General features: G+C 63.9%; 17 protein-coding genes. All 17 read right to left on the bottom strand.

The genetic code is table 11. The features are described from left to right. Positions 1-14 precede the first annotated feature (14 nt). The 17 genes from CH306_RS25425 to CH306_RS25340 all read right to left on the bottom strand — a co-directional run bounded on the left by CH306_RS25425 (position 15) and on the right by CH306_RS25340 (position 18,073). A complete protein-coding gene (locus CH306_RS25425; protein ID WP_015586160.1) occupies positions 15-905 on the bottom strand; it encodes a hypothetical protein in 891 nt (296 codons plus the stop codon). A gap of 168 nt (positions 906-1,073) precedes the next feature. Continuing rightward, positions 1,074-1,382: a hypothetical protein gene (locus CH306_RS25420; protein WP_015586159.1), complete on the bottom strand. Its 309-nt coding sequence runs from the start codon at positions 1,380-1,382 to the stop codon at positions 1,074-1,076. A 36-nt stretch (positions 1,383-1,418) separates the two neighbouring features. Further along, entirely contained in the window at positions 1,419-1,850 is a 432-nt protein-coding gene (locus CH306_RS25415; RefSeq protein ID WP_015586158.1) for a hypothetical protein, read from the bottom strand. Positions 1,851-1,928: 78 nt separating this feature from the next. Further along, a complete protein-coding gene (locus CH306_RS25410; protein WP_015586157.1) occupies positions 1,929-2,678 on the bottom strand; it encodes a hypothetical protein in 750 nt (249 codons plus the stop codon). 76 nt (positions 2,679-2,754) lie between these two features. Further along, positions 2,755-3,534 (bottom strand): hypothetical protein, encoded by a 780-nt coding sequence (locus tag CH306_RS25405; RefSeq protein WP_015586156.1) that lies wholly within the window; start codon positions 3,532-3,534, stop codon positions 2,755-2,757. Then, positions 3,524-4,204 carry a hypothetical protein gene (locus CH306_RS25400; protein ID WP_052049379.1) on the bottom strand — a complete coding sequence of 227 codons (681 nt, stop codon included), beginning with the start codon at positions 4,202-4,204 and terminating at the stop codon, positions 3,524-3,526. The genes CH306_RS25405 and CH306_RS25400 overlap by 11 nt, the downstream gene beginning before the upstream one ends. A 727-nt stretch (positions 4,205-4,931) precedes the next feature. Beyond that, positions 4,932-5,264 (bottom strand): hypothetical protein, encoded by a 333-nt coding sequence (locus CH306_RS25390; protein WP_015586153.1) that lies wholly within the window; start codon positions 5,262-5,264, stop codon positions 4,932-4,934. A gap of 40 nt (positions 5,265-5,304) precedes the next feature. Further along, entirely contained in the window at positions 5,305-7,557 is a 2,253-nt protein-coding gene (locus CH306_RS25385) for an FtsK/SpoIIIE domain-containing protein (protein WP_015586152.1), read from the bottom strand. After that, entirely contained in the window at positions 7,554-7,982 is a 429-nt protein-coding gene (locus tag CH306_RS25380) for a hypothetical protein (protein WP_015586151.1), read from the bottom strand. The genes CH306_RS25385 and CH306_RS25380 overlap by 4 nt, the downstream gene beginning before the upstream one ends. A 666-nt stretch (positions 7,983-8,648) precedes the next feature. After that, complete coding sequence (locus CH306_RS29615; RefSeq protein ID WP_015586149.1) at positions 8,649-9,248, bottom strand: hypothetical protein; 600 nt, start codon at positions 9,246-9,248, stop codon at positions 8,649-8,651. Next, positions 9,248-10,714: a peptidoglycan DD-metalloendopeptidase family protein gene (locus CH306_RS25370; RefSeq protein WP_072692242.1), complete on the bottom strand. Its 1,467-nt coding sequence runs from the start codon at positions 10,712-10,714 to the stop codon at positions 9,248-9,250. Before CH306_RS25370 ends, CH306_RS29615 begins: the two co-directional genes overlap by 1 nt. A gap of 119 nt (positions 10,715-10,833) precedes the next feature. Next, positions 10,834-12,951: a hypothetical protein gene (locus tag CH306_RS25365; RefSeq protein ID WP_141214634.1), complete on the bottom strand. Its 2,118-nt coding sequence runs from the start codon at positions 12,949-12,951 to the stop codon at positions 10,834-10,836. A gap of 50 nt (positions 12,952-13,001) precedes the next feature. Then, positions 13,002-15,527, bottom strand: a complete 2,526-nt coding sequence (locus CH306_RS25360) for an ATP-binding protein (RefSeq protein ID WP_015586146.1) — start codon at positions 15,525-15,527, stop codon at positions 13,002-13,004. Next, positions 15,527-16,258, bottom strand: coding sequence for a hypothetical protein (locus tag CH306_RS25355; protein WP_015586145.1), 732 nt, complete (start codon positions 16,256-16,258; stop codon positions 15,527-15,529). Before CH306_RS25355 ends, CH306_RS25360 begins: the two co-directional genes overlap by 1 nt. 61 nt (positions 16,259-16,319) lie before the next feature. Then, a complete protein-coding gene (locus tag CH306_RS25350; protein ID WP_015586144.1) occupies positions 16,320-16,652 on the bottom strand; it encodes a hypothetical protein in 333 nt (110 codons plus the stop codon). 33 nt (positions 16,653-16,685) lie between these two features. Then, positions 16,686-17,795 (bottom strand): conjugal transfer protein, encoded by a 1,110-nt coding sequence (locus CH306_RS25345; RefSeq protein WP_094631017.1) that lies wholly within the window; start codon positions 17,793-17,795, stop codon positions 16,686-16,688. Continuing rightward, entirely contained in the window at positions 17,792-18,073 is a 282-nt protein-coding gene (locus CH306_RS25340) for a hypothetical protein (protein WP_015586142.1), read from the bottom strand. Before CH306_RS25340 ends, CH306_RS25345 begins: the two co-directional genes overlap by 4 nt. Positions 18,074-18,253 lie beyond the last annotated feature (180 nt).

Here is an 18,253-nt window from a genome sequence, read left to right as displayed (position 1 = left end):
CCTTTCGCTGATGGTCAGTCCGTGTCGATGTCTTCGAGTTGCACGACGAGCCTTTCCCTGACCCTCTGACCTGGTCGCTCGTAGGGGACGAAGTGCGAGTTGACGACTCGGTAGCGGGTGCCCCGTGGGAGGAGGTGGCTCGTGTCGTCGCCCTTGTCCGATGCTCCGAGGTACAGCCCTCGTGTTGTTTGGATCTCGAATACGGCGTCCGTCGGATGGCTGTGTGCGTCGAGTTCGTGGATCGAGTGGCGGGCGCCGGTGAAGCGGTCGAAAGCTATGACCGAGCCGGGTGAGAGGGTCTCGGGTAGCTCGGATGGATGGATGACGGCGTGGGGCAAGCTCACAACGGTGTAGACCAGGTGTCCACGTCCGGACTCACGCTCGTATCGCTGGATTGCGCGGTCGACTCTCTGGATGTGGCGGCGCTGGTCGTCGTCGAGCCGAACTGCATCACCGTTGACATCGGACAATGCGTCGTTGGTGCGTTTCCAATTTTCTGGATCTCCGATCAGTGTGCTCATCGCACGGTGCTGGGCTCGGGGAACGCTCTGCTCGACAGTCCTTTTGGTGGCTGATCGCGCATTGCGCTGGCGGGCGCTGAGGCTTCGACGGAGTTCGATCGCGGCCGGCAGCGAACGTCTTTTTCGTTCGTTCGTGATCGGCGCGGCGGTGTTGCGGGGGAAGGCGCGTTCGAGGTCGCGGCGCGCGCGTGTCAGACCGGGCAGTCCTTCGATGTCGGTATCGAGGCCGCGGGCATGCTCGCGATTCGCGGCTCGGTCGGCGAAGGATGCGTGCGGGAGCACCACCCCTTGCTTCTTCTCCAGCTCTCCGCTGGATCCTCGATCGGGGTCGAACGCGCCCCCGTCTGGGGTGACGCGGTTACGACTACGGCGCGCGGAGGACATCGGACCTCACCCGGAGGGGGTCTTGCGGTCCCGGATACAGAGTCGGTACTGCGGCCCCGCGGGGGGCGGCGGTACCGACTCGACCTGCAGCGCCGCCGAAGTATTCGACAGCGCTGCAGCAAGTGCACGCTCGGCGGACGCCTCCACCGAGCAGTGCGACAGCTTGGGTCATCGTCCCGGCCGGCCGGGCAGGTCGGTTCCGGTTCCTATCGTCCATGCGACATCGACGACGTCGGACAGGGTCCGGCTCAGGTGGCCACAACTCGTGCATACGCCGGGCAGCTTCTGTGAAATCAGATCGAAGAAGTGCTCGTCGCACGCGAGGTGGGCCATGAGCTGTCCGCCGGCGCAGCAATCTTTCATGGCCACCGCCCACCATGCGCCCCGCGGTCCCGCTCCCCCGTCCCTGGGTTCCAGCGCGCAGACGTCGCAGGCCAGCTCGATATGGGTGATCGCGTCGGTTCGGTCGGTGCTCATCGCACAGCCCCCTCTGGTTGTCGACGGGATGTCATGTCAGCTCGCCATGGCGTCGTGCTCGCCGTGCTCGTTGTGGTGATCACTCCGGTGTTCCTCCGACGCCGGTGCGGCATGGTTCTGCTGCCCACTGTCGTGCCCGTGGGGTTCGCCGCCGGTGGCGGCGGTTTCTGCCGGCGGGGTCTGCGTGGGTTCTTTCTTGCTGGTGGCCGGTTTTGCGACTCCCTTCAGTGATGGCCGGACGTAGCCGCCCTTCTTCAGTTGGGCGGTGGTGAAGCCTGCAGCTTTGGCGGCGTCGTAGGCCACGATGAATTCGGCGGTCGAGTCGACATGTTCGGCCTGCGCTTTGGCGACTGCTTCGGCCTTCTGCCGGCTGTTCTCGGCTGCTTCGACAAGGTTGCGCATTGCGGTGAACTGCGGGCCGAGGATCTCGCGGGTGGTTGCATCGGCCTGGTCGGCGGTCTTGGGCATGAGATTCCTTCTTTCATGTTGTGTGCGAGGGACTTTCATTTCCTCTTGGGGAGGAGATTTGTGTGGCCGATCGTGTGGTCAGTTCGCCGGTTCGGTCTCGCCCGCAGTTGTCACCGCGGTGTTGCCGAGACCGCAGAGTTGCGTGGCCGCGACAGCATCACCGCGGGTGATGGGCAAGGCGTATGTCTGCGCCACACGAAGATATTTCGCCGCAAATGCACATGCGAGGTCGTCGTTGCTCGGATGCCACTGAGAAAGCCCACGTTGGGCTCGATGTTCAACTGCCTGCGCGCTGGCGACGATGATGTTGGTCTGTACGTCGCTGACAAAGCGTTGCTGCTGTTCGGGTGCCCATGCAGCAGCACCCAACGCCCACGCCGCGTCCAGCGGGTAGACGTAATCGCTTGCTGCAGCATCTTTCTCAGATGCTGCATCGAATTCGACGGTGACACCGGTGTATGGATCATTCAACACGCCCTGTGCCACAACGCAATTGTCCGTTCCGGCAGCGAATGTGACGGCCTCGAGCTCCGCTGCCAATGCGATGTTCCTGGTGTCGCATCCGTGATCGCTGCCTGGCGGCCGCACGAGAAGTTCCGCCAAGCGCTGACCGTCGGGCCACCTGGCCGTGCTGTCGATATCGTCGACGACGGGCAGGGCGTCGAGAAGGCTCGCAACGGTGATGACGTCGTGGAAGACCTGGGGTGGTGGTGGCGCAGTGTCGGCCTCGTGGTGATCCGTCGTGATCACCACGGCAGCCGCGGCCGCCACAGCGACCATCACGGCTGCGGCAATGGCTGTCCATGCGGTCTGATGTGTCTTCGCCATGATGGCAATCACCTCTTCGGGAGCTGTCGAGTTCGGGGAGGGAAGAAAAAGCAGGACGCAACTGCGCGCAGGCGGATCAGGATGCGACGAGAGTGAGCGCGGTGCCGAGTGCGAGGTACGGGCCCAGCGCGATATGCGACCGTGCAGGCTCGGATCTGATCGCTCGAAGGACCCGCACGACTATCACTCCGACGAAAGCCGTCAGGATCGAGAACACCAGCGCCGCACCGAGGGATGTCCAGCCGACGTAGCCTAGGACCATCGCGAGCGAGACCACCAGTCGCGCATCGCCGATACCGATTCCGCCGCGCAGAAGCACTGCAAGCGCGAAGAACAATATGCCGGCGGCCAGGCCGGCCAGAAGGGCGCGACCGACCGCGCCCCAGGTGCCGTGAACGACACCGGTGAGCAAGATCATTGCTGCAGTTCCGCTGGCGGCCAGATACGCAAGAGCAGTCGGAATCCGTTGCACGCGTTGGTCGATCCACGCAATCCAGGGCACTACCAGAGCCAAGAACAGCATTGCCGCCGGCGGCGCACTCGTCGGAGTACTGACGAAAGCGGAGATGACGCCCCACACGACACCGGAGACGATGACGGGAATTTTCGTCCCCAGCGCCGCCTCGTCGACGGAGATCTCGACCCGTGCACACACCGCGATGACGGTGGTCCGCAGCGCGGCCGACAGAGCTACCCCGACGATCACTGCTATCGCGACAATCGAGACGCGGCCGACAGTCGCAGCAGTTGATGCCTGAGTGCTGGCCCAGGATGCCGACGACGCCTCGATCAAGGCCCATAGGACGCCTGCCGCCAGAGCGACCACGACACTTCTGACGTAGTCGCTACGCAACATCGGCTTCTCGTTCACCATCGGAGCGAGCGGCGTGCACGGCCATCCGGGCACGGTAGCGGACCTTCTTTTTCACCGCTGAGTCGAGATCGATTCCGAGTACGTCGGCCAGGTGCTCGGTTGACCACCGCCGACGGAGCGAAATTCCTACGATCTCGGCTTGCTCTGCAAGAGTGAGCGGCAGTCTCCATTCGCCGCACAGGCGACGGTAGACGGCCGCCTCGTCCACGCCGCGGATGCCTCGGGGCGAATGTGGACGTGCTCGGGGGTCGTCGATTTCGTCATCGTCCCAAGCAAGAGGCGTCGCCCATCCCTGCTCACGGGCTGCATTCCGGACCTGCTCGTCGGGGCCGGGTGTCATGGAGATCTGGTCGTAGACGTCGTTGATGACGGACCAGAGTTCACTGGGGACAACTTGATCCGATGGCAACGTCGAAAGCTTGGGCACCGACAGCCCGGTCAGTTCGGACAGCGCTTGCACCGAGTAGCCCATCGCGACGAGGGCCCGGATCCGTCGCTGAGCTCCGACACCTAAGGTCATCGCCCGTCCCCGGGTGGGGTGGAAGGTGACGTCGAGAATAGCTTTCGAGATGCTTGCGGTGGTCTCGAAGCATTTGTGGTTGGCGACTGTCTCCACATCACTGAGGCTGAGCTTCGTGAGATCGAGGATCATTTGGTCGGGCATACCGCCGAGCCGCAACGACAGCAGGTGGCGGCGGGCGGGTCCGGAGGGTACCGACGAGGCACTCCCGCGGCGGGATGTTCTGTTAGATCCCGCCGCGGGAGTGGAGCGACGTCGCGCACGCGCAGCGTCACTGCCGTCGCTCGTCGGGCCGAAGGAACCACCCCTCGACGTCGTCGAGCGACTCCATGAACCGGTATTCCGGTCAGGATTCATTGTATTGCTATCGGGCACTGCATCACACAGTGCGGGGGAAAGATTGTTTTGCGTACGCGAAACCACGTCGACGTCAGTCATGGTGCATCCCTTTTCAGTTGATGCGGTTGGTCAGACCGCACATCAGATGTTGGGGACACTACCTCGCGGGAGTGCATCGCGTCCAGACCGTCGGGTCGTTTTTCTTCGGTGATGAGAGTTCCTCGGTCGTACAGTCCGCCTGCCGCGACGCCGGTATAGCTATCTGCCTCGGCTCTTGTGCGGCATGCGACGAAGGCCGCGAGCGGGCAGGTCTCGCACGATTCGAGGAGATGCGCTGCAGCGACGGTTGCTTTCCGGCGCCGTTCGAGACGTGGGATCCGTGACTGCAGCAGCTCTGCGACCGCCGTTTCGCGGGCGGCCCAGTTGCTGTCTCGGACACACTGACCGAGCGGCATCGTGAACGATTCTCTGCTCGCGATCGCGCGTAGTTCTGCGCGGCGACCACTGGTGGCTTTCGTTCTCATCCCCGGTCTCCTCGGTGCAGTCGAGCCTGTCGGGCTGAGTAGGCCGAGCGGCCGGCGCTGATCGCGACGGCACCGAGGGCGACGACGACGGCGAGAGCGATGATCAGTCGTCGACCGTCGAGCCCGGCACCGTCCGATGCTGGGATCTGCACCATCGGGGATGCCTCGCTGGCGATCAGAATGGAGTGCTCGACCAGCCAGGCGATTGCCGTCGACCACCACAGGCCTGCGGATCCGAGAGCCATGGTGGCTGCGAGTGGGGCGATCCAGATCAGCGCCATCTGATCGTCGTCGGAGAGGGCTTTGCTGTTGTTGCCGTGTTGGGACATGTGGTTGTTCCTCTTCTGATCGTGTGTGTCGCAGAGTGATTCAGGTGGCGAGGGCAAGGGGGCGACGAACTTGAACAGTCGCGTCGAGAGGAATGTCGAGCACCCCCTCGTCGTCGCCGTCGCCACGCCAGGTCAGCCCGACCATGTCGTCACCCGACTCGTCTCCGTAGATGTCGGGTTCGTTGTCGACGACGACCCAGATCCCGGCGTCCTCGTCGAGGAGAACTAGGTCGCCGGCAACGAGGTCGACCGGAGCAGTGTCTTCGGATTCGCCGTAGCCCTCCCAGTCGTCGACGTCGGTACCGGCGTCGGGGACCACCTGCAGGTGCGGGCGGTCCTTGTGCATCGGAGAGCCCGGGACGCCGGACACGGCTTTTTCTTTCGGCGTCTGCGCGTCGGGCTTGGGCTGGCGAACGGTGGGGGTGTCGAGATTGAGCATTGCCATCGGCGACGATGCGCGACGAGCTGAATCACTGTCCGCGCGCGTCTTTCGCCTGGCGACGGGATCGAGATTGGGATGGTCCGACGCGCGCGCCCAGGGCGCGCCGGAGACGTGATGGAAACGGATCTCTTCGTCGCCGTCCACGGTGCCGCCGGGATCCGGGTCGAGGATCACCAACCGCTCGTGCCGCACTTCGAGAGGACGCAGGCGGTCCAGCACCGCTGCGTCGTCGGCCCCGGGCTCAGTCTTGCGGGGGTCGGGAGTGAAGTAGGTCTGAATTTCGACCGCTTGGTTGTGGTCGTTGACACTGGTCGCCCGCCCACGACATCCGCGCGGGATACCGACTCCAGTGGTTGCCGATTCCCACATCATCAACGCGCCCTGCGGACTCAGACGGCCCATCGATACGCGCTGGCGAAAGTTGTCTCGCATGTCGCCGCCGAAGTACTCGGCATCGGGTCGCTGCGTTCCCAGCACCATGTGGCACTTCGCTGTGCGGCCTTTTCGTCCGATCGACGCCACTTCCTGGAGGGTCTTCGGCTTGGTGGGATCACCCTTACCTTTGATGCTCGAGTACCAGTTGAGCAGGTTGCCTCGGAAGTCGGCGTACTCGTCGATGAACAGAACGACGGGCTCAAAGTCGGCCTCGGTAGCTTCTCCGTTGACGATCAGCGAGTACCGGGTTTCCATGAGATTCCAGAACCGATAGATGACCGCGACCTGGTGCTCCATGTGGCTGGCGACGATCTGTACATTCGGCCAGTCCTGGAAGCCCAAGAACTCGACCCCTTTTCCGTCGACGACCCATACCGGCCAACCGTGCGCGGTGAGCTGTGTCAGCAGGGTGTGTGCGGTGACGGTCTTTCCGGTTCCGGATGCACCGACGAGCATGAAGTGTGGGTCGATCGCCGGCCGCCACACCATGGGGTTGCCGTCCTCGTCCTCGCCGTACGAAATCGCGACCGAGTCGTAGTCGGAGTGCGCGAGGTCGCCGAGATCGGTCGTGGATTCCGCGTCGCCGAGGCCGGCCGGGTTGTAGAGCTTCTTCGGAAAGGTCGGGCGCACCTCGAAACGCACCCAGTCCGTTTCGAGGTTCCAGCGAGCACGCCACCGACCGGGCAGATTGACGCTCACTACTCGTTGTACTCGGGCCCGATAGCCCTCGGACTCGAGTCGATGTCCGACCTCATGGGTGGCTTCGACAGCTACAAGATCCCCGGTGCTCGGGTCCGTCTCGTGTCTGGTGATCTTTCCGGTCGGCCCTAGCAGCGCGAGAATCGTGCGCGTGGCTTTGACGAGTTCGGGCGAGACATGCGTCTCGGAGACGGACCGTGTGTCCGGGACGAGAACGAGACGGCGTTTGCGTGTGTTGTGCTTCTGGATCCGGTACCGGCCCCAGCTCTGCTGGGAGAGCAATTCGACGACGCGGGGCTCCCACTGTTCGTCGAGAAGGAGCGCGGCCGACTGGTAGCGGACGGTGATTCTGCCCGGACGGCCGGGCCACTGGCCGCTCCACCGAGTCGCCGTCAGGACATCACGGGTCGGCGGTGACGCGGTCAGCCGGCAGAGCTGCTCGATCGCACGATCGGTCTCTTCGGCTCGGATCGTGGCGCGATAGCCGTTGTAGCTGACGGCCGCGCCCGCGCCGACGCCGAGTGCTGCTCCACCCCATGCGATCGCTGTGTCGAGGTTCAGGATCGGGCCCAGTGCTGCCGACACGACTCCACCGGCAACGTAGAGCACACAGTTGCGGATCCACGGATTGTTCTGGGGGTCGAGCGAGGGTGCATCACGTAGCGACCGGTATCCGTCGAGGGGTGCCTGAGTCGGGTTGGGTAGCGCGCACATCATGCATCCCGGGTGATCGTGATCAGGATCCCGTCACCGGAAGTTGGGCGCATCGTTGCGGTCAAGGCCACGCTGCGTCGGCCGACTTCGTTGTTGAGATGGGTCGGGTTGTAGTCGAGGGTGAAACGGCACGCGGCGTGAGGCTGGCAGTGCGCAGCGCGGAGAGCCGCATCGACAAGTCTGATCAATCGTTCGTCTTCGGTGTCGACGAGCAGGTTGCTCGAATTCCACTCGACGACGAGCGACCAGACCTCGTCGGTGGTTGCGAGGGTCACGATCCGGTTGGTGGGATCGTCGAGCCTGAGGGTCTCGATCCGAGCGAAGTTCGGCAGCGCTCCTCGATCGATGACAGGACTCAGGGGGCCGGCCGTAGATCGACTGCTCCTCGAACGTGCCCTCGCTACGTGTAGTCGTGTCGGTGCGCTCATGGGGACTCCCTGTCTCGTCGTGCCTTCTCGAGAACAGGTAGATCCAGGTGCGTCGACTTCTGTGACAGCCGCGGTGAATCTTTTTCCGACAACCTTTCATCTCGCGCTGCAGCGCATGCGTTCATGGCCCCATCAGTGGCGCACCGATCGGTCACCAGTGCTCTATCGGTGAGGGTGCGATTGGGGACGGGCAAGTCGCGTTCCGTGTTGCGACTGACCGTCGCGGGAACAGCTATGTGCGCTCGACACCCCTTGACATGGGGGGTACGCTGCAAACGGCGATGCGAAGCGAGTAAGGCTTGCAGCGACCTTCCCACATCCGGGGCATATAACCACCAATTCGCGGCAGCATCGGCGCCTCATCAACTGCTCATCGGATGCGGTTCGATTCCTCTCTTACGCACCCTCGGGCAACGTCCATCCGCCAACCCCAGCGTCGGCGTGACTGCCACGAGATTCGGTATACGCAAGCCACCCCGACCGGCCTGGGGTGGGGCTCCTCCTCGCGGATCCGCGAGCTAAGGGCCGACGGAAGCCGGTTGTCACGTAGCGCGACAGGGCTATGAACGGCGGCACCGATCACGGGAAATAGTGCGTTCCATGTTGCCTGTACAGGGCGATCGGTTCAGTGGCCGGCGACCCTCTCCGGGTCATGTGCGGCGAGGGTCAGAAATCGAGAGTGTCCACACTCCACCCGGCTGCGGTCGGCACTGCCGATACCCACACGGTCGTGGTGGAGTCGACGGGGACCGTGGCATCCGAGGTGACGGCCGATTGCGTTATCTCCGCGACTCGATAGATGCGCTCGGCGGTATCTGCCGGGCATCCGGAGCAGCCGATCGAGACGGTTGCGGTGATTTCGGCGTCTTCTTTCTTCCACTGTTCCCACTGGGCACCGGGGCCTCGCTCGGTCGTTGCAGGGGTGGAGAGTTTTGCAGCGAGGTTGTCGGTGAACCATCGGCGGGCGCGTAGAAACGCGTCGGTCGAGCTCGTGTCGGTGCTGGGGTACCAGGTGAAGGCGGTCGTCAGTGCTTGACGGATTGCGGTCTCCGCGTCTGTGGCGGCGCTGCTGATCGGAGCGGGTACAGCGGTTGTCTCGGTTGGCTGTGTGTTGATTTCGGGTAGCGACGGCGCGGTTGGCGCGCTCGTTGTCTCCGGTGCCGATTCCGGCTCATCGGTGGCGGGTGAGCTGCAGGACCAGGCGATGGTCACCACGGCTACAACGACGAGGAGGACGGCTATAAGACGTCGGCCGGCAAGGGACATCAGATCCTCCGGGCTTTCATTCCAGCCATGAGTGGAGCTTGTTTGACGACGTCTCCGGTGGTGGGGGCGTGGATCATCTGACCGCCGCCGATGTAGATACCGACGTGCCCAGGGCCGTTCGCCTCGAATGATCCGAAGACGAGATCACCGGGCATCGCTTGATCGATCGGGATCTCCGAACCCACTCCCCATTGGGCCTCGGATGTGCGGGGCAGGGTGATGTGCTTGCCCGCGAAGTAGGCGAAACTGGTCAGTCCTGAGCAGTCGAATCCTCCTCGGGAGGGGCCGTTGATATCTCCGCCGCCCCAGACGTAGGGGGTTCCGAGGTACTGGCGTGCAGCCTCGACGACATTGTCTCCGTCAGCTCCGGTCGGCACGAACCGGCCTGTGGAACCTTCGGATGTGTACTGCGCTTGGCCGGCCAGAATCTTCGCCACATAGGGCTGTGTTTGTGTGGTGTAGTCACCGCCGGATGGCATTCCACCGGCTGCGAGCACCGCGGCGGGGCCCGCGTTGTAGGCGGCAATCGTCAGTGCAGTTGGGTCGCCCTTCACTTTTCTCGCGGCGATGGCTGCGGTGATATCTCCGTTGATGGCGCACATGAAGTGGGCTTGTGAGATCACTGCATCTCCGATGGAGTTCGGGTCGGCTCGCCCGTCTCCGTCGTAATCCTTGCCCCACGTTGCCCAGGTTCCCGGCATGAATTGTGCGGGCCCCAACGCTCCGGTGCTCGATACCGGAGCGGACGGGCCGTAGCGGAAACCGTTCTCGGCGGAGAGTTGGGATGCGATCAGGGGAGCACCCACGCCTGGGCACACGGCTCCTGCTTTGCGGATCCACGGCTCGAACTCCGGCGGCACGGATCCGGTTCGGAGATCTCCGCCGGCCGTGCCGAAGCCACAATCGACAGCGGTACCGGCGCCGGTCGGTGAATCAGCGCCGGACGATTGGGGGCTTCCCGCCTGACCGAGTTTGCTCATCGGGTCGATAGCGGTTCCGCCCTGTAAACGGCCGCCTTCCCAGTACTCGAAGTGCAGATGTGGTCCGGTGGAGCCGCCGGCGTTGCCGATGTCGGCGATGTGGTCGCCGACCTTGACCTGTTGTCCCTCCTTGACGAGGACGCCGTTGGGATACATGTGCCCGTACACGGTGGAGACCGGTTTTCCGTCGACGATCGAGTCGAGGACGATCCACATTCCGAAGCCTTGAGCGGGTCCGGCTTTGACCACAGTGCCGTCGAGGGCTGCGTAGATCGGGGTGCCGATCGGGCCCGCGAAGTCGACGCCTTGGTGCATCGTGCCCCACCGCTGCCCGAAGGGGGACGTCATCGTGGTCGTGCCATCGCGGGTCGGCTTGCCGATGGGACCGGACGGGGTCAACGGCGATGCATCATCACCACCGGTACCGGACGAGACCGTGGGGGCACAACCGCTGGAACCTGACGATGTGACGAGTACGACGACCATCAATGGAATGACGACGAGTACACCGAGAGCGGCGATACCGACCGCCAGGGCGAGTTTCCACCATCGACGTGGCGCTTTCGAGTTCGGCGACACCGCTGTCTCAGGCGGGGCCACCAAGGTCATCGCCGTGCGCCTGACGCAGCTCGATGGAGGATTTCCGTCGGATTCGTGGTGGCACCTGGTTGGACGGTCGGTCGGGCACGACGCGGAGCACTCGACGGCCGCGTGGACCGGTCGGGAAGCAGAAGCGGCGAGCCCTCATCGGTGGAGTACTCACGGAATCGTCCGCCTCCAGGGCCGGTCACCGTGGCGCGGCTGGCCCGAACTTCTCGGTTTCCTGGAGTCGACAGTGCGGGAGCGGTGGCCACCGGCCGCTTGATACCGGGTGCGTTCGTTGTCTTGTCGCCGTGAGAGCGGACCGCCGATCGGTCTCCGACGGGGCTGGAGACCGGAGTGTGGGAGTGACCGGAGCCGACGACCGACTGCGTCGGGGGAAGGTCGATGTTGATCGGTTTGCGAAGGCTGGGGTGGGTTTCGGAAGCATTGGTGGTGTCGGTGGCCGCCTGGGTAGCTTTGGCGTCGCTCCGTCGACCGACGACCTTCTTGACGCCCGCGGTTGCAATCTTCCCGGCCGAGTAGACCACGGCAGCAGTTCCAAGTGTGGCTGCGCTGCTGGCGGCTGCCGTCCCGTCGACGAGAGCTTTACTCGCCTTGGCGGTTCGGGCCGTTGCATGGCTGGCTGTCTTGGCCAGTCCCTTTCCACCTTGATAGGCCTGGCGGGCCACTTGTCCGGCGTAGGCAGCTTGGGCGAGGGGGCTGGTCGGTGTCTTGGTCGATATCGCGGTGGGCGCGGCTCCTGGTCTGCTTCCGAGCTTGCGTGCGAGGGCGTCGGAAGCTTTGCGTAGTCCTTTCACTGCGCGGCGGTAGAGAATGATGCCCGCGATCAGAACGATGTCGGTCAGGATGAATTTCATCATCAGCGGAGAGTCGCCGTCTCCTCTGAACAACTGTCCGATCACGATCATGTATCCGACGAGGAACACCACCGCGAAGATAACGATGACCATCGACATCAGCACCGCGGCGAGGGTTTTCCACAATGCTCCGCGGCCGGATCCGGGCAGAATTCCAACGACGGTCACCACAATTCCCTTGACGGCCGATGCGAGGGCGGTGAGTACCGCGAGGATGAGGGTGAACGCCAGAATTGTGGCGAATCCGAGCAGGATGACACCGGCCAGTAGCATCGCGACCCCGGACCCGACCTGTCCCGGTCCGGGGTGATCGGCGAAGTCCTTCATCTGTTTTGCGCCTTCGCCGCCGCAGCCTTTGATGTTGTCTTTGAGGGTGTCTCGTGTGTTGCCGTCTGCTTTTTCGTGGCCGGCGTCCCAGGCTTGAGTGCAACGTTCTCCGTCGGGCGAGCCGTCGATGACTCGGCCGAAGTTCAGCAGTTGGGTGGGTTGCCTGATGAACGTGTCGGCCATCTGTTCCGAGATCTGGTCGATGAGTTCGTCGGAACTCGACGTCGTGTCTCCCTTGTTGGCCAGGCCTGCCGCAAGCTGCACGCCGGCGTCGCGCGCCTGCATGATCAGGCCGTCTTGTCCTGCGACCCGTTCGACTGGATTGGACAGGATCCCCACTGCCGCAGCGGCGATCGCTGCTGCCATCAGGAGTTCGTACACTCCCGTCGTCCACCGTCCGCGAATGACCCACCACGCTCCGATGCCTGCAGCAGCGGTGAGAAGAAGGCCCGTGAGCTGGAACTGATCGGTGACCGTTTGCATGGCATCGCCGATCGAACGGAACGGCGCAGTCAACAATTCGAGCCACTCGAACCGCAAGGCGTAGGTGACGAACCAAATCGCGAAGCCGGTCACCCCGCGGTACACCTCGTACTCGAGCATGATGAAGGTGGAGAACACGGTGTACATCGGGTGCCCGACCGAGCCTTCGTCGATGGACATGAAGTAGTCCCAGACCAGAATTCCGTGAGAGTCACGGACTTCCATCCAGCTGAATGTGCTGTTGGTGGGCAGGGTTTCACCCGGGTCGGCATGAGCCGGTGACGCCAGGGCGATCGCCAGCAGACCGATCATGTGCCAGACAGCGACACCTGTGACGATCGCGCGGCGGATTCGAGATGCCACTACCCACTTGAAGACAGGGCCGAGGAAGCGAGCGAGAACACTGCACCACGACCGCGGGATCCACGACCACAGCACGAGCTCGAGAACCATCTTGACGCCGCCGCCAATCGAACCTGGCCGGCGCACAACTCGTTTCGACATCACCATGTCGCCAACTCCGCAGCGCGCTCGGTAGTCGATTCTTTCGGAGTCGTACTCGCCGCTTGGTATCTCGCTTCCGATGCCGGAAGTAAGACCTTGATGCGGCCGACGTTGCCGGCGGGATCGCGCATGTAGCCCTCTCCGCGGCGATGCGGTGCGACGTATCCGTCTTTGCCTTCGACGGGCGATGTGTTCTCCATCAGCTCTTTGAGCAGTCCGAGATCGTCTTCCCCGACGCCGAGCCACTTCAACGATTTTTGCGCTAGTCGTCGATCCGTCTGCCGGAACACGAGCCGGGTGGGGATGAGCCCTCGCAGCGTCTCGGAGCCGAAGTCTGCTTCGGGGTCGTGCGATCCGAGCATCACCGCGGCGTCGTGTTTGCGGCCGTCTCGAATGAAGTCGATGATGATCTCGACACCTTCGCTCGAGCGCGTCAGGTGATGGCATTCGTCGAGCAGGAAGACCGCGAGGGTGTTGGGGTCCGCGAAGCAAATGCCGCGGGCGATCTGCGCGATGAGGGTGTACATCATTCGCCCTACCCGCTTCTGGAGCGACATCTGCTTGAACAGATGCTCGTTCTCCACTTCTCGCTCCGAGGGCAATTCCAGTGTGTGAGTGCGGAAGACGATGGCTCCTGCGCGTGGATTGAACGGCTCTAGGTCCGGCCGAAACAGCGCTGCTGCATAGGATTTGGTCGCGTAGACCTTCAACTTTCCGGCAAGCTCGGCAGCTCCGTCGAGGGTGCAGTCCTTCTCGAGGTGCGAAACCAGGCCTGGGGTAGTGAAATTGCCGAAGCGAGCGCGGTATTCCGGCTCGAGCACTTGAGACAGCAGTACCCCCAAACGGTCGTCGGGCTGAAGTTGCAACAGCGGCAACAGAATAGACACCGCAACTTCCCCTCCTCGTGCGGGCGAGAACAGCCGAAGAGGGTCCATCGTGACGTCCGGTGCTGCGGTATCGACGACCACCGCGTCGGTGATCGCTTCGGCCCACAGTGCGTATTCGCCCAGAGGGGTCCGGTCGACCACGATGACTTGGCCGCCGCGGTCGACGACCTGGTTACCGGTTGTTTTCAAGTAGCCGGACTTGCCTGATCCCAAGTTGCCACACACTCCCACCGAACCCGAAACGTCACGTGACGCTTTCTTGGCGATGTCGTGGTGCACGACGCCAGTGCGGGCCGAGGAAATGTTGAGTGCGATCAGCGGGCCGTCTCCGTCGCCGAGATCGTTGCGGGTGACCGGTACGTACGCGGCGAAATGTTCGGATGTGGTGATCTGCGCGAACTCGTTGCAGATCGCCGGCGTCGGCACGCCGGGTGTCATTGCCCAGAACAGCTCCTCCTGGAATCCGATCGGTGACTGCAACCTGTAGGTCGAACCCTCGAACTCCTTCGCCAGCTCGCGCTGATATGCGATGGCCGTCTCTTCGTCCGCGGCGGCGACACAGAAGACGGTGGTGGATTGCACTTCCATCTCCATTGCGTCCGCCTCCAGAAGCGCGTTGTATTCCGCGAGGGCGACGGCAGCGTCGTCGAGGACGCTGCCGGTGCTCAATTCGTCTTCTCGCTGGGTGTATTGATCGTTCATCTGCACCAAGGCGCGGCGGTTCTTCTTCAGAACCTCCGATGCAGCGGAGTTCTTGAACCGAATTGCCCAGTCGACATCGACGCCGCCCAGGTTGTCCGCGAGGGTCAGGTACTCCGAGCCTGGAAACAGCGTGCCGCCCGAAGGAGTGGCGGCGAGCACCAGGAAGCACTGATAGCTGGCCGGCGGTGGCGTTACCTCCCACGGCTGGTCGACTTTGAGCACACGCGACAAGGTCGGCGCCTTGGCCCGCCAGCCCGATTCGGGGCGATCGCTTTGAGCCCCTTCGTCGAGCCGCGCGGCAGTGAAGGATCCTCGAGCAGTGCCTGCCGGATGATCTAGAGCGGTGGGCATGTCGGTATCGAGGCCGAGGCCGCGCTGCAGAGCATGTTGGTGCAGCCACACCATCTGGGAGGGGGTTGCGGGGGTCGCATCGTAGAAGGCAGGGATGGCCGCGGCGATCTGCGCGGCCTGAGCTGCGCGGCGTTCTCTCTCCTCGACGGGAATCGACGAGGGCGGCATCCCCAGCAGATCGGCCACCGAGGACCATGCGGCGGACGTTGCGGCCTTGACGGTGTCACCGAAGCCGTGGTTGGCCAGGGGGATGGACAGCCAGTAGATTCGCTGGCCGGGTCGGATCTCCTCCAGGCGGTCGATCGTGGCGTCGCATTCGTCTGCCCACGCGGGATGGAGATCGAGATCGACACCCCGTTCCATGCGCTCGACGATGGTCATTGGGTCCAGACTGACCGCGACACTGAGCAGGAGAGATTCGCCAGGAAGAGCGCGCAGCAACATCTTGTGCATCGCCCGCGCGGTCTGTCGGTCTTCGATCGGCCGGTACCCGTACGGGATTCCGGTCAGGACGTAGTCCGCCCAGACGACTCCGGAGCGGGTCCAGCGCAAGTTCGAGGTGACGAGCCGGTTCGGTTGTTGCATTACGCCTTCTCTCGGGTCGGGGTGGGGGCCGCTGCAGCCATGGCAAGCAGCTGCTGAACGCTGCTCGCCGGTGCCAGGTTGGCGACGCCGAACGCTTCGGCCAGGGCTGGACTCTGCGAGCGCTGGCGTTCGCCGTCCGATCGCGGCCGGGCTGGCGCTGGTGCGATCTTTCGCTCCGGCCGCGGTTGGGTCAGAGGTCTGAATGCTGGTGCGGCCGGCGCTGCGTTGTCGTCGAGCTCCACCGGTGCCGCGGCGTTCTCTACTCGATCGCTGGATGCTCTGATGACTGCTGGTTCACTGATAGCAGCGTCGTGGCTTGGCGGGGTGTCGAGGATGATCACCGACCCCAGTACCGCGTGAGGGCGTTTGATCCGGATCGGCTCGCCATTGATCCTCGACGGTGACATCGCCCCGGTAGCCGCGCGCCCGACACCCCGGACTACTGAGATCGGATTCCGTGCTCCCTGCGGCAGCCTCCCCAACGCCCACAGGGTGCCGCCGGTGACACCGAGGAAGATGACACCGTTGGTGATGACACTGCCCTGCGCCCACAGCGACTGGGTCAGCCACAGCAGTCCGCCTGCAATACCCGCGCCGACGAACTGGGTCAGGGTGTAGGGGCCACCGGGGATCTTTCGGCCGTCTGGCGCTTTGCCGATCAGCTGCGGAAAATTGCGCGCTTTGGTGAACATCTTGACCACGCTCCGCGAGGAGGCCTGCTGTTCGGTCATGGTCGGTCACACTCCTGCGGGGGTCGTTGAATCGAGGTGTTCGTGAGTTGGCCGAGCAGTGTCAGATGAACGCCGCGATCGGATCGGGCACCACGACGACCTCGCTGCTTTGTGGCGAGGCGGAGCCGGGAAGCTCGTCGCCGACACTGTCTTTGACGGCGGTGATGTTCCACATCACCCAGATCAGTGCCCCGCCGACCACGATCGCCACCAGTGTTTTGGCAATGGCGAAGTGACTTTTGAAAGCAATCGCGGCGATGAACCCGGCGACGCCGACGCCCACGAGAGTGCGGATGAGGCCCTGCACCTCCGCACCTTTGTTGTTGGCCCATTCGATGATTCCTTCGGCGACGACGGTCGACGACGGATCGGCCAGGATCGAGGTAATGGTCATTGTTCGTACCTTTCGGATAGGGGGAGCAGAGCGTCAGTTCGGTTGAACGGGCGCTGCGGGAACGGAGGAGGTAGTGCTGGCACCAGTCGAGGTCGGCACCGCAATGGTTGGGGTTGCTGCGCTGAGTCCGGTCGAGTTCGCGAGCAACGGCATCGGGTCGAGCGCGGATACTTCCCACCGGCCACCCCGGGCGATCGCTGTCAGCGGGTATTGCACGGTCGAGGTCTGCGCTCGGTCCGTGGCTGTGACGGTCGCGGTGGCGAGCACCCGTACCGTCGCACCATCTGCCGGGGATCCGGACGCACCCGCCGAGAAGTCGGTGTCCGAGACGAGGTCGTTGATCTGGACACTGGTGTACGGCGCGGGGGTGACGGCACGGATCGGTGTGCCGGGTGAGGTGTAGCGAGAAATTTCTCCGGCACCGGCAACCATTGCCGAGAGGAACTGGCTGATCGACTGGGTGAGCGAGTGATCGAGGCCGACTCGGAATCGGTAGCCGAGTGTGAGGTCACCGCCGGTTGCCGGGGCCGCCACAGCAGCAGGGACTGCTGCAGCCCGCGCGTCGTCTCCCACGAACACGACAGGGACCGAGAAGTATCGACGTTCCGGCTTCGTCGCCGGGTCTGCCCCGATCGGAACCACCGAGACCGACACAACGATCGCGTAGTTCTGGCCGGCCGCCTGTAGCGGTCCTCCTTGCGATGTCGATCCTGTGGGACCCTGATTTCGCGCCGGCGGGTCGATTGCTTTCACGCTCGCGATTCGAGGTTCGGACGCGGTATAGCTCGCCTGAGCCGGAAGCGACATGCCGTCGGTGCGGACGAAGCGCGCGAGGGCTTTCTCGTCTCCTCGCTTGGATTGCAACCACGTCAACACGAAGTCCTGCGCGAGGTCGGTCGCTGCTGCTTCGCGGGCTGTGTCGATGACCGTCTGAGGGTTTGCCTTGCTCTGGATCGGCGTCGTGGACCCGACGCCGGCCAAGACGAGAACCAGTGCCACCACTCCGGAGCCGATCGCCGCGAACAGACCCCACTTCATCGCCTTGGTCGCGACCGCTTGCTTGCCGGCCCACTGATGAAGCTCGGTGGCCGGCGCAGCTTCTGTCGGCTTGTTCGAGCCCTTCTTACGGAGATGGATCTTCATGAGATCTCCTCGTGCCGAGACGGCTCGACCGTGGCGGGTACGAAGCCCTCGTCGACCAATCGCAGAGCGCCTCGACCCCGGGTCGCCATCATCCGTTCGAGCGCTGCCCGCGCCTGCTCGGCCGGCTCACCGAGCACGACCTCGCGGACGCGGCTGGCGATCTCTGCGCTGAGCGGATTGTCGCCGAGTTGCGCCGCGAGGCCGCGGATCTCTTCGGACACCGAGTGCACGCGAGCGGTGTCCGAGAGCAATGCGGCCGACGGATCGTGGTCGTCCATCCGGGGTCCTCCTGTCGGTAGCCCGCCGTGTACGGGCTTCTGAGAACAGGTAGATCCCTTCGCGGGCGGGTCTGTGACAGAGGCGACCGGAAATTTCTCGAACTTTTTTTCACCGCCCCGCTGCGATTCGTCGGGCTGTTATCACCGTCGCCGTGTAACCGCAGGTCACAGCGGTCTATG

The sequence above is a fragment of the Rhodococcus sp. 15-725-2-2b genome, assembly GCF_002259075.1.
Taxonomy (GTDB): Bacteria; Actinomycetota; Actinomycetes; order Mycobacteriales; family Mycobacteriaceae; genus Rhodococcoides.
The sequence above is the reverse complement of the archived record's forward strand: the minus strand, read 5'-3'. Positions and strand labels throughout refer to the sequence as shown.

Excerpts from the sequence above, each read along its gene's own strand:
- CH306_RS25425 (WP_015586160.1), bottom strand. The coding sequence starts at position 905 with ATGTCCTCCGCGCGCCGTAGTCGTAACCGCGTCACCCCAGACGGGGGC.
- CH306_RS25420 (WP_015586159.1), bottom strand. The coding sequence starts at position 1,382 with ATGAGCACCGACCGAACCGACGCGATCACCCATATCGAGCTGGCCTGC.
- CH306_RS25415 (WP_015586158.1), bottom strand. The coding sequence starts at position 1,850 with ATGCCCAAGACCGCCGACCAGGCCGATGCAACCACCCGCGAGATCCTC.
- CH306_RS25410 (WP_015586157.1), bottom strand. The coding sequence starts at position 2,678 with ATGGCGAAGACACATCAGACCGCATGGACAGCCATTGCCGCAGCCGTG.
- CH306_RS25405 (WP_015586156.1), bottom strand. The coding sequence starts at position 3,534 with ATGTTGCGTAGCGACTACGTCAGAAGTGTCGTGGTCGCTCTGGCGGCA.
- CH306_RS25400 (WP_052049379.1), bottom strand. The coding sequence starts at position 4,204 with ATGATCCTCGATCTCACGAAGCTCAGCCTCAGTGATGTGGAGACAGTC.
- CH306_RS25390 (WP_015586153.1), bottom strand. The coding sequence starts at position 5,264 with ATGTCCCAACACGGCAACAACAGCAAAGCCCTCTCCGACGACGATCAG.
- CH306_RS25385 (WP_015586152.1), bottom strand. The coding sequence starts at position 7,557 with ATGATGTGCGCGCTACCCAACCCGACTCAGGCACCCCTCGACGGATAC.
- CH306_RS25380 (WP_015586151.1), bottom strand. The coding sequence starts at position 7,982 with ATGAGCGCACCGACACGACTACACGTAGCGAGGGCACGTTCGAGGAGC.
- CH306_RS29615 (WP_015586149.1), bottom strand. The coding sequence starts at position 9,248 with ATGTCCCTTGCCGGCCGACGTCTTATAGCCGTCCTCCTCGTCGTTGTA.
- CH306_RS25370 (WP_072692242.1), bottom strand. The coding sequence starts at position 10,714 with ATGGTCGTCGTACTCGTCACATCGTCAGGTTCCAGCGGTTGTGCCCCC.
- CH306_RS25365 (WP_141214634.1), bottom strand. The coding sequence starts at position 12,951 with ATGGTTCTCGAGCTCGTGCTGTGGTCGTGGATCCCGCGGTCGTGGTGC.
- CH306_RS25360 (WP_015586146.1), bottom strand. The coding sequence starts at position 15,527 with ATGCAACAACCGAACCGGCTCGTCACCTCGAACTTGCGCTGGACCCGC.
- CH306_RS25355 (WP_015586145.1), bottom strand. The coding sequence starts at position 16,258 with ATGACCGAACAGCAGGCCTCCTCGCGGAGCGTGGTCAAGATGTTCACC.
- CH306_RS25350 (WP_015586144.1), bottom strand. The coding sequence starts at position 16,652 with ATGACCATTACCTCGATCCTGGCCGATCCGTCGTCGACCGTCGTCGCC.
- CH306_RS25345 (WP_094631017.1), bottom strand. The coding sequence starts at position 17,795 with ATGAAGATCCATCTCCGTAAGAAGGGCTCGAACAAGCCGACAGAAGCT.
- CH306_RS25340 (WP_015586142.1), bottom strand. The coding sequence starts at position 18,073 with ATGGACGACCACGATCCGTCGGCCGCATTGCTCTCGGACACCGCTCGC.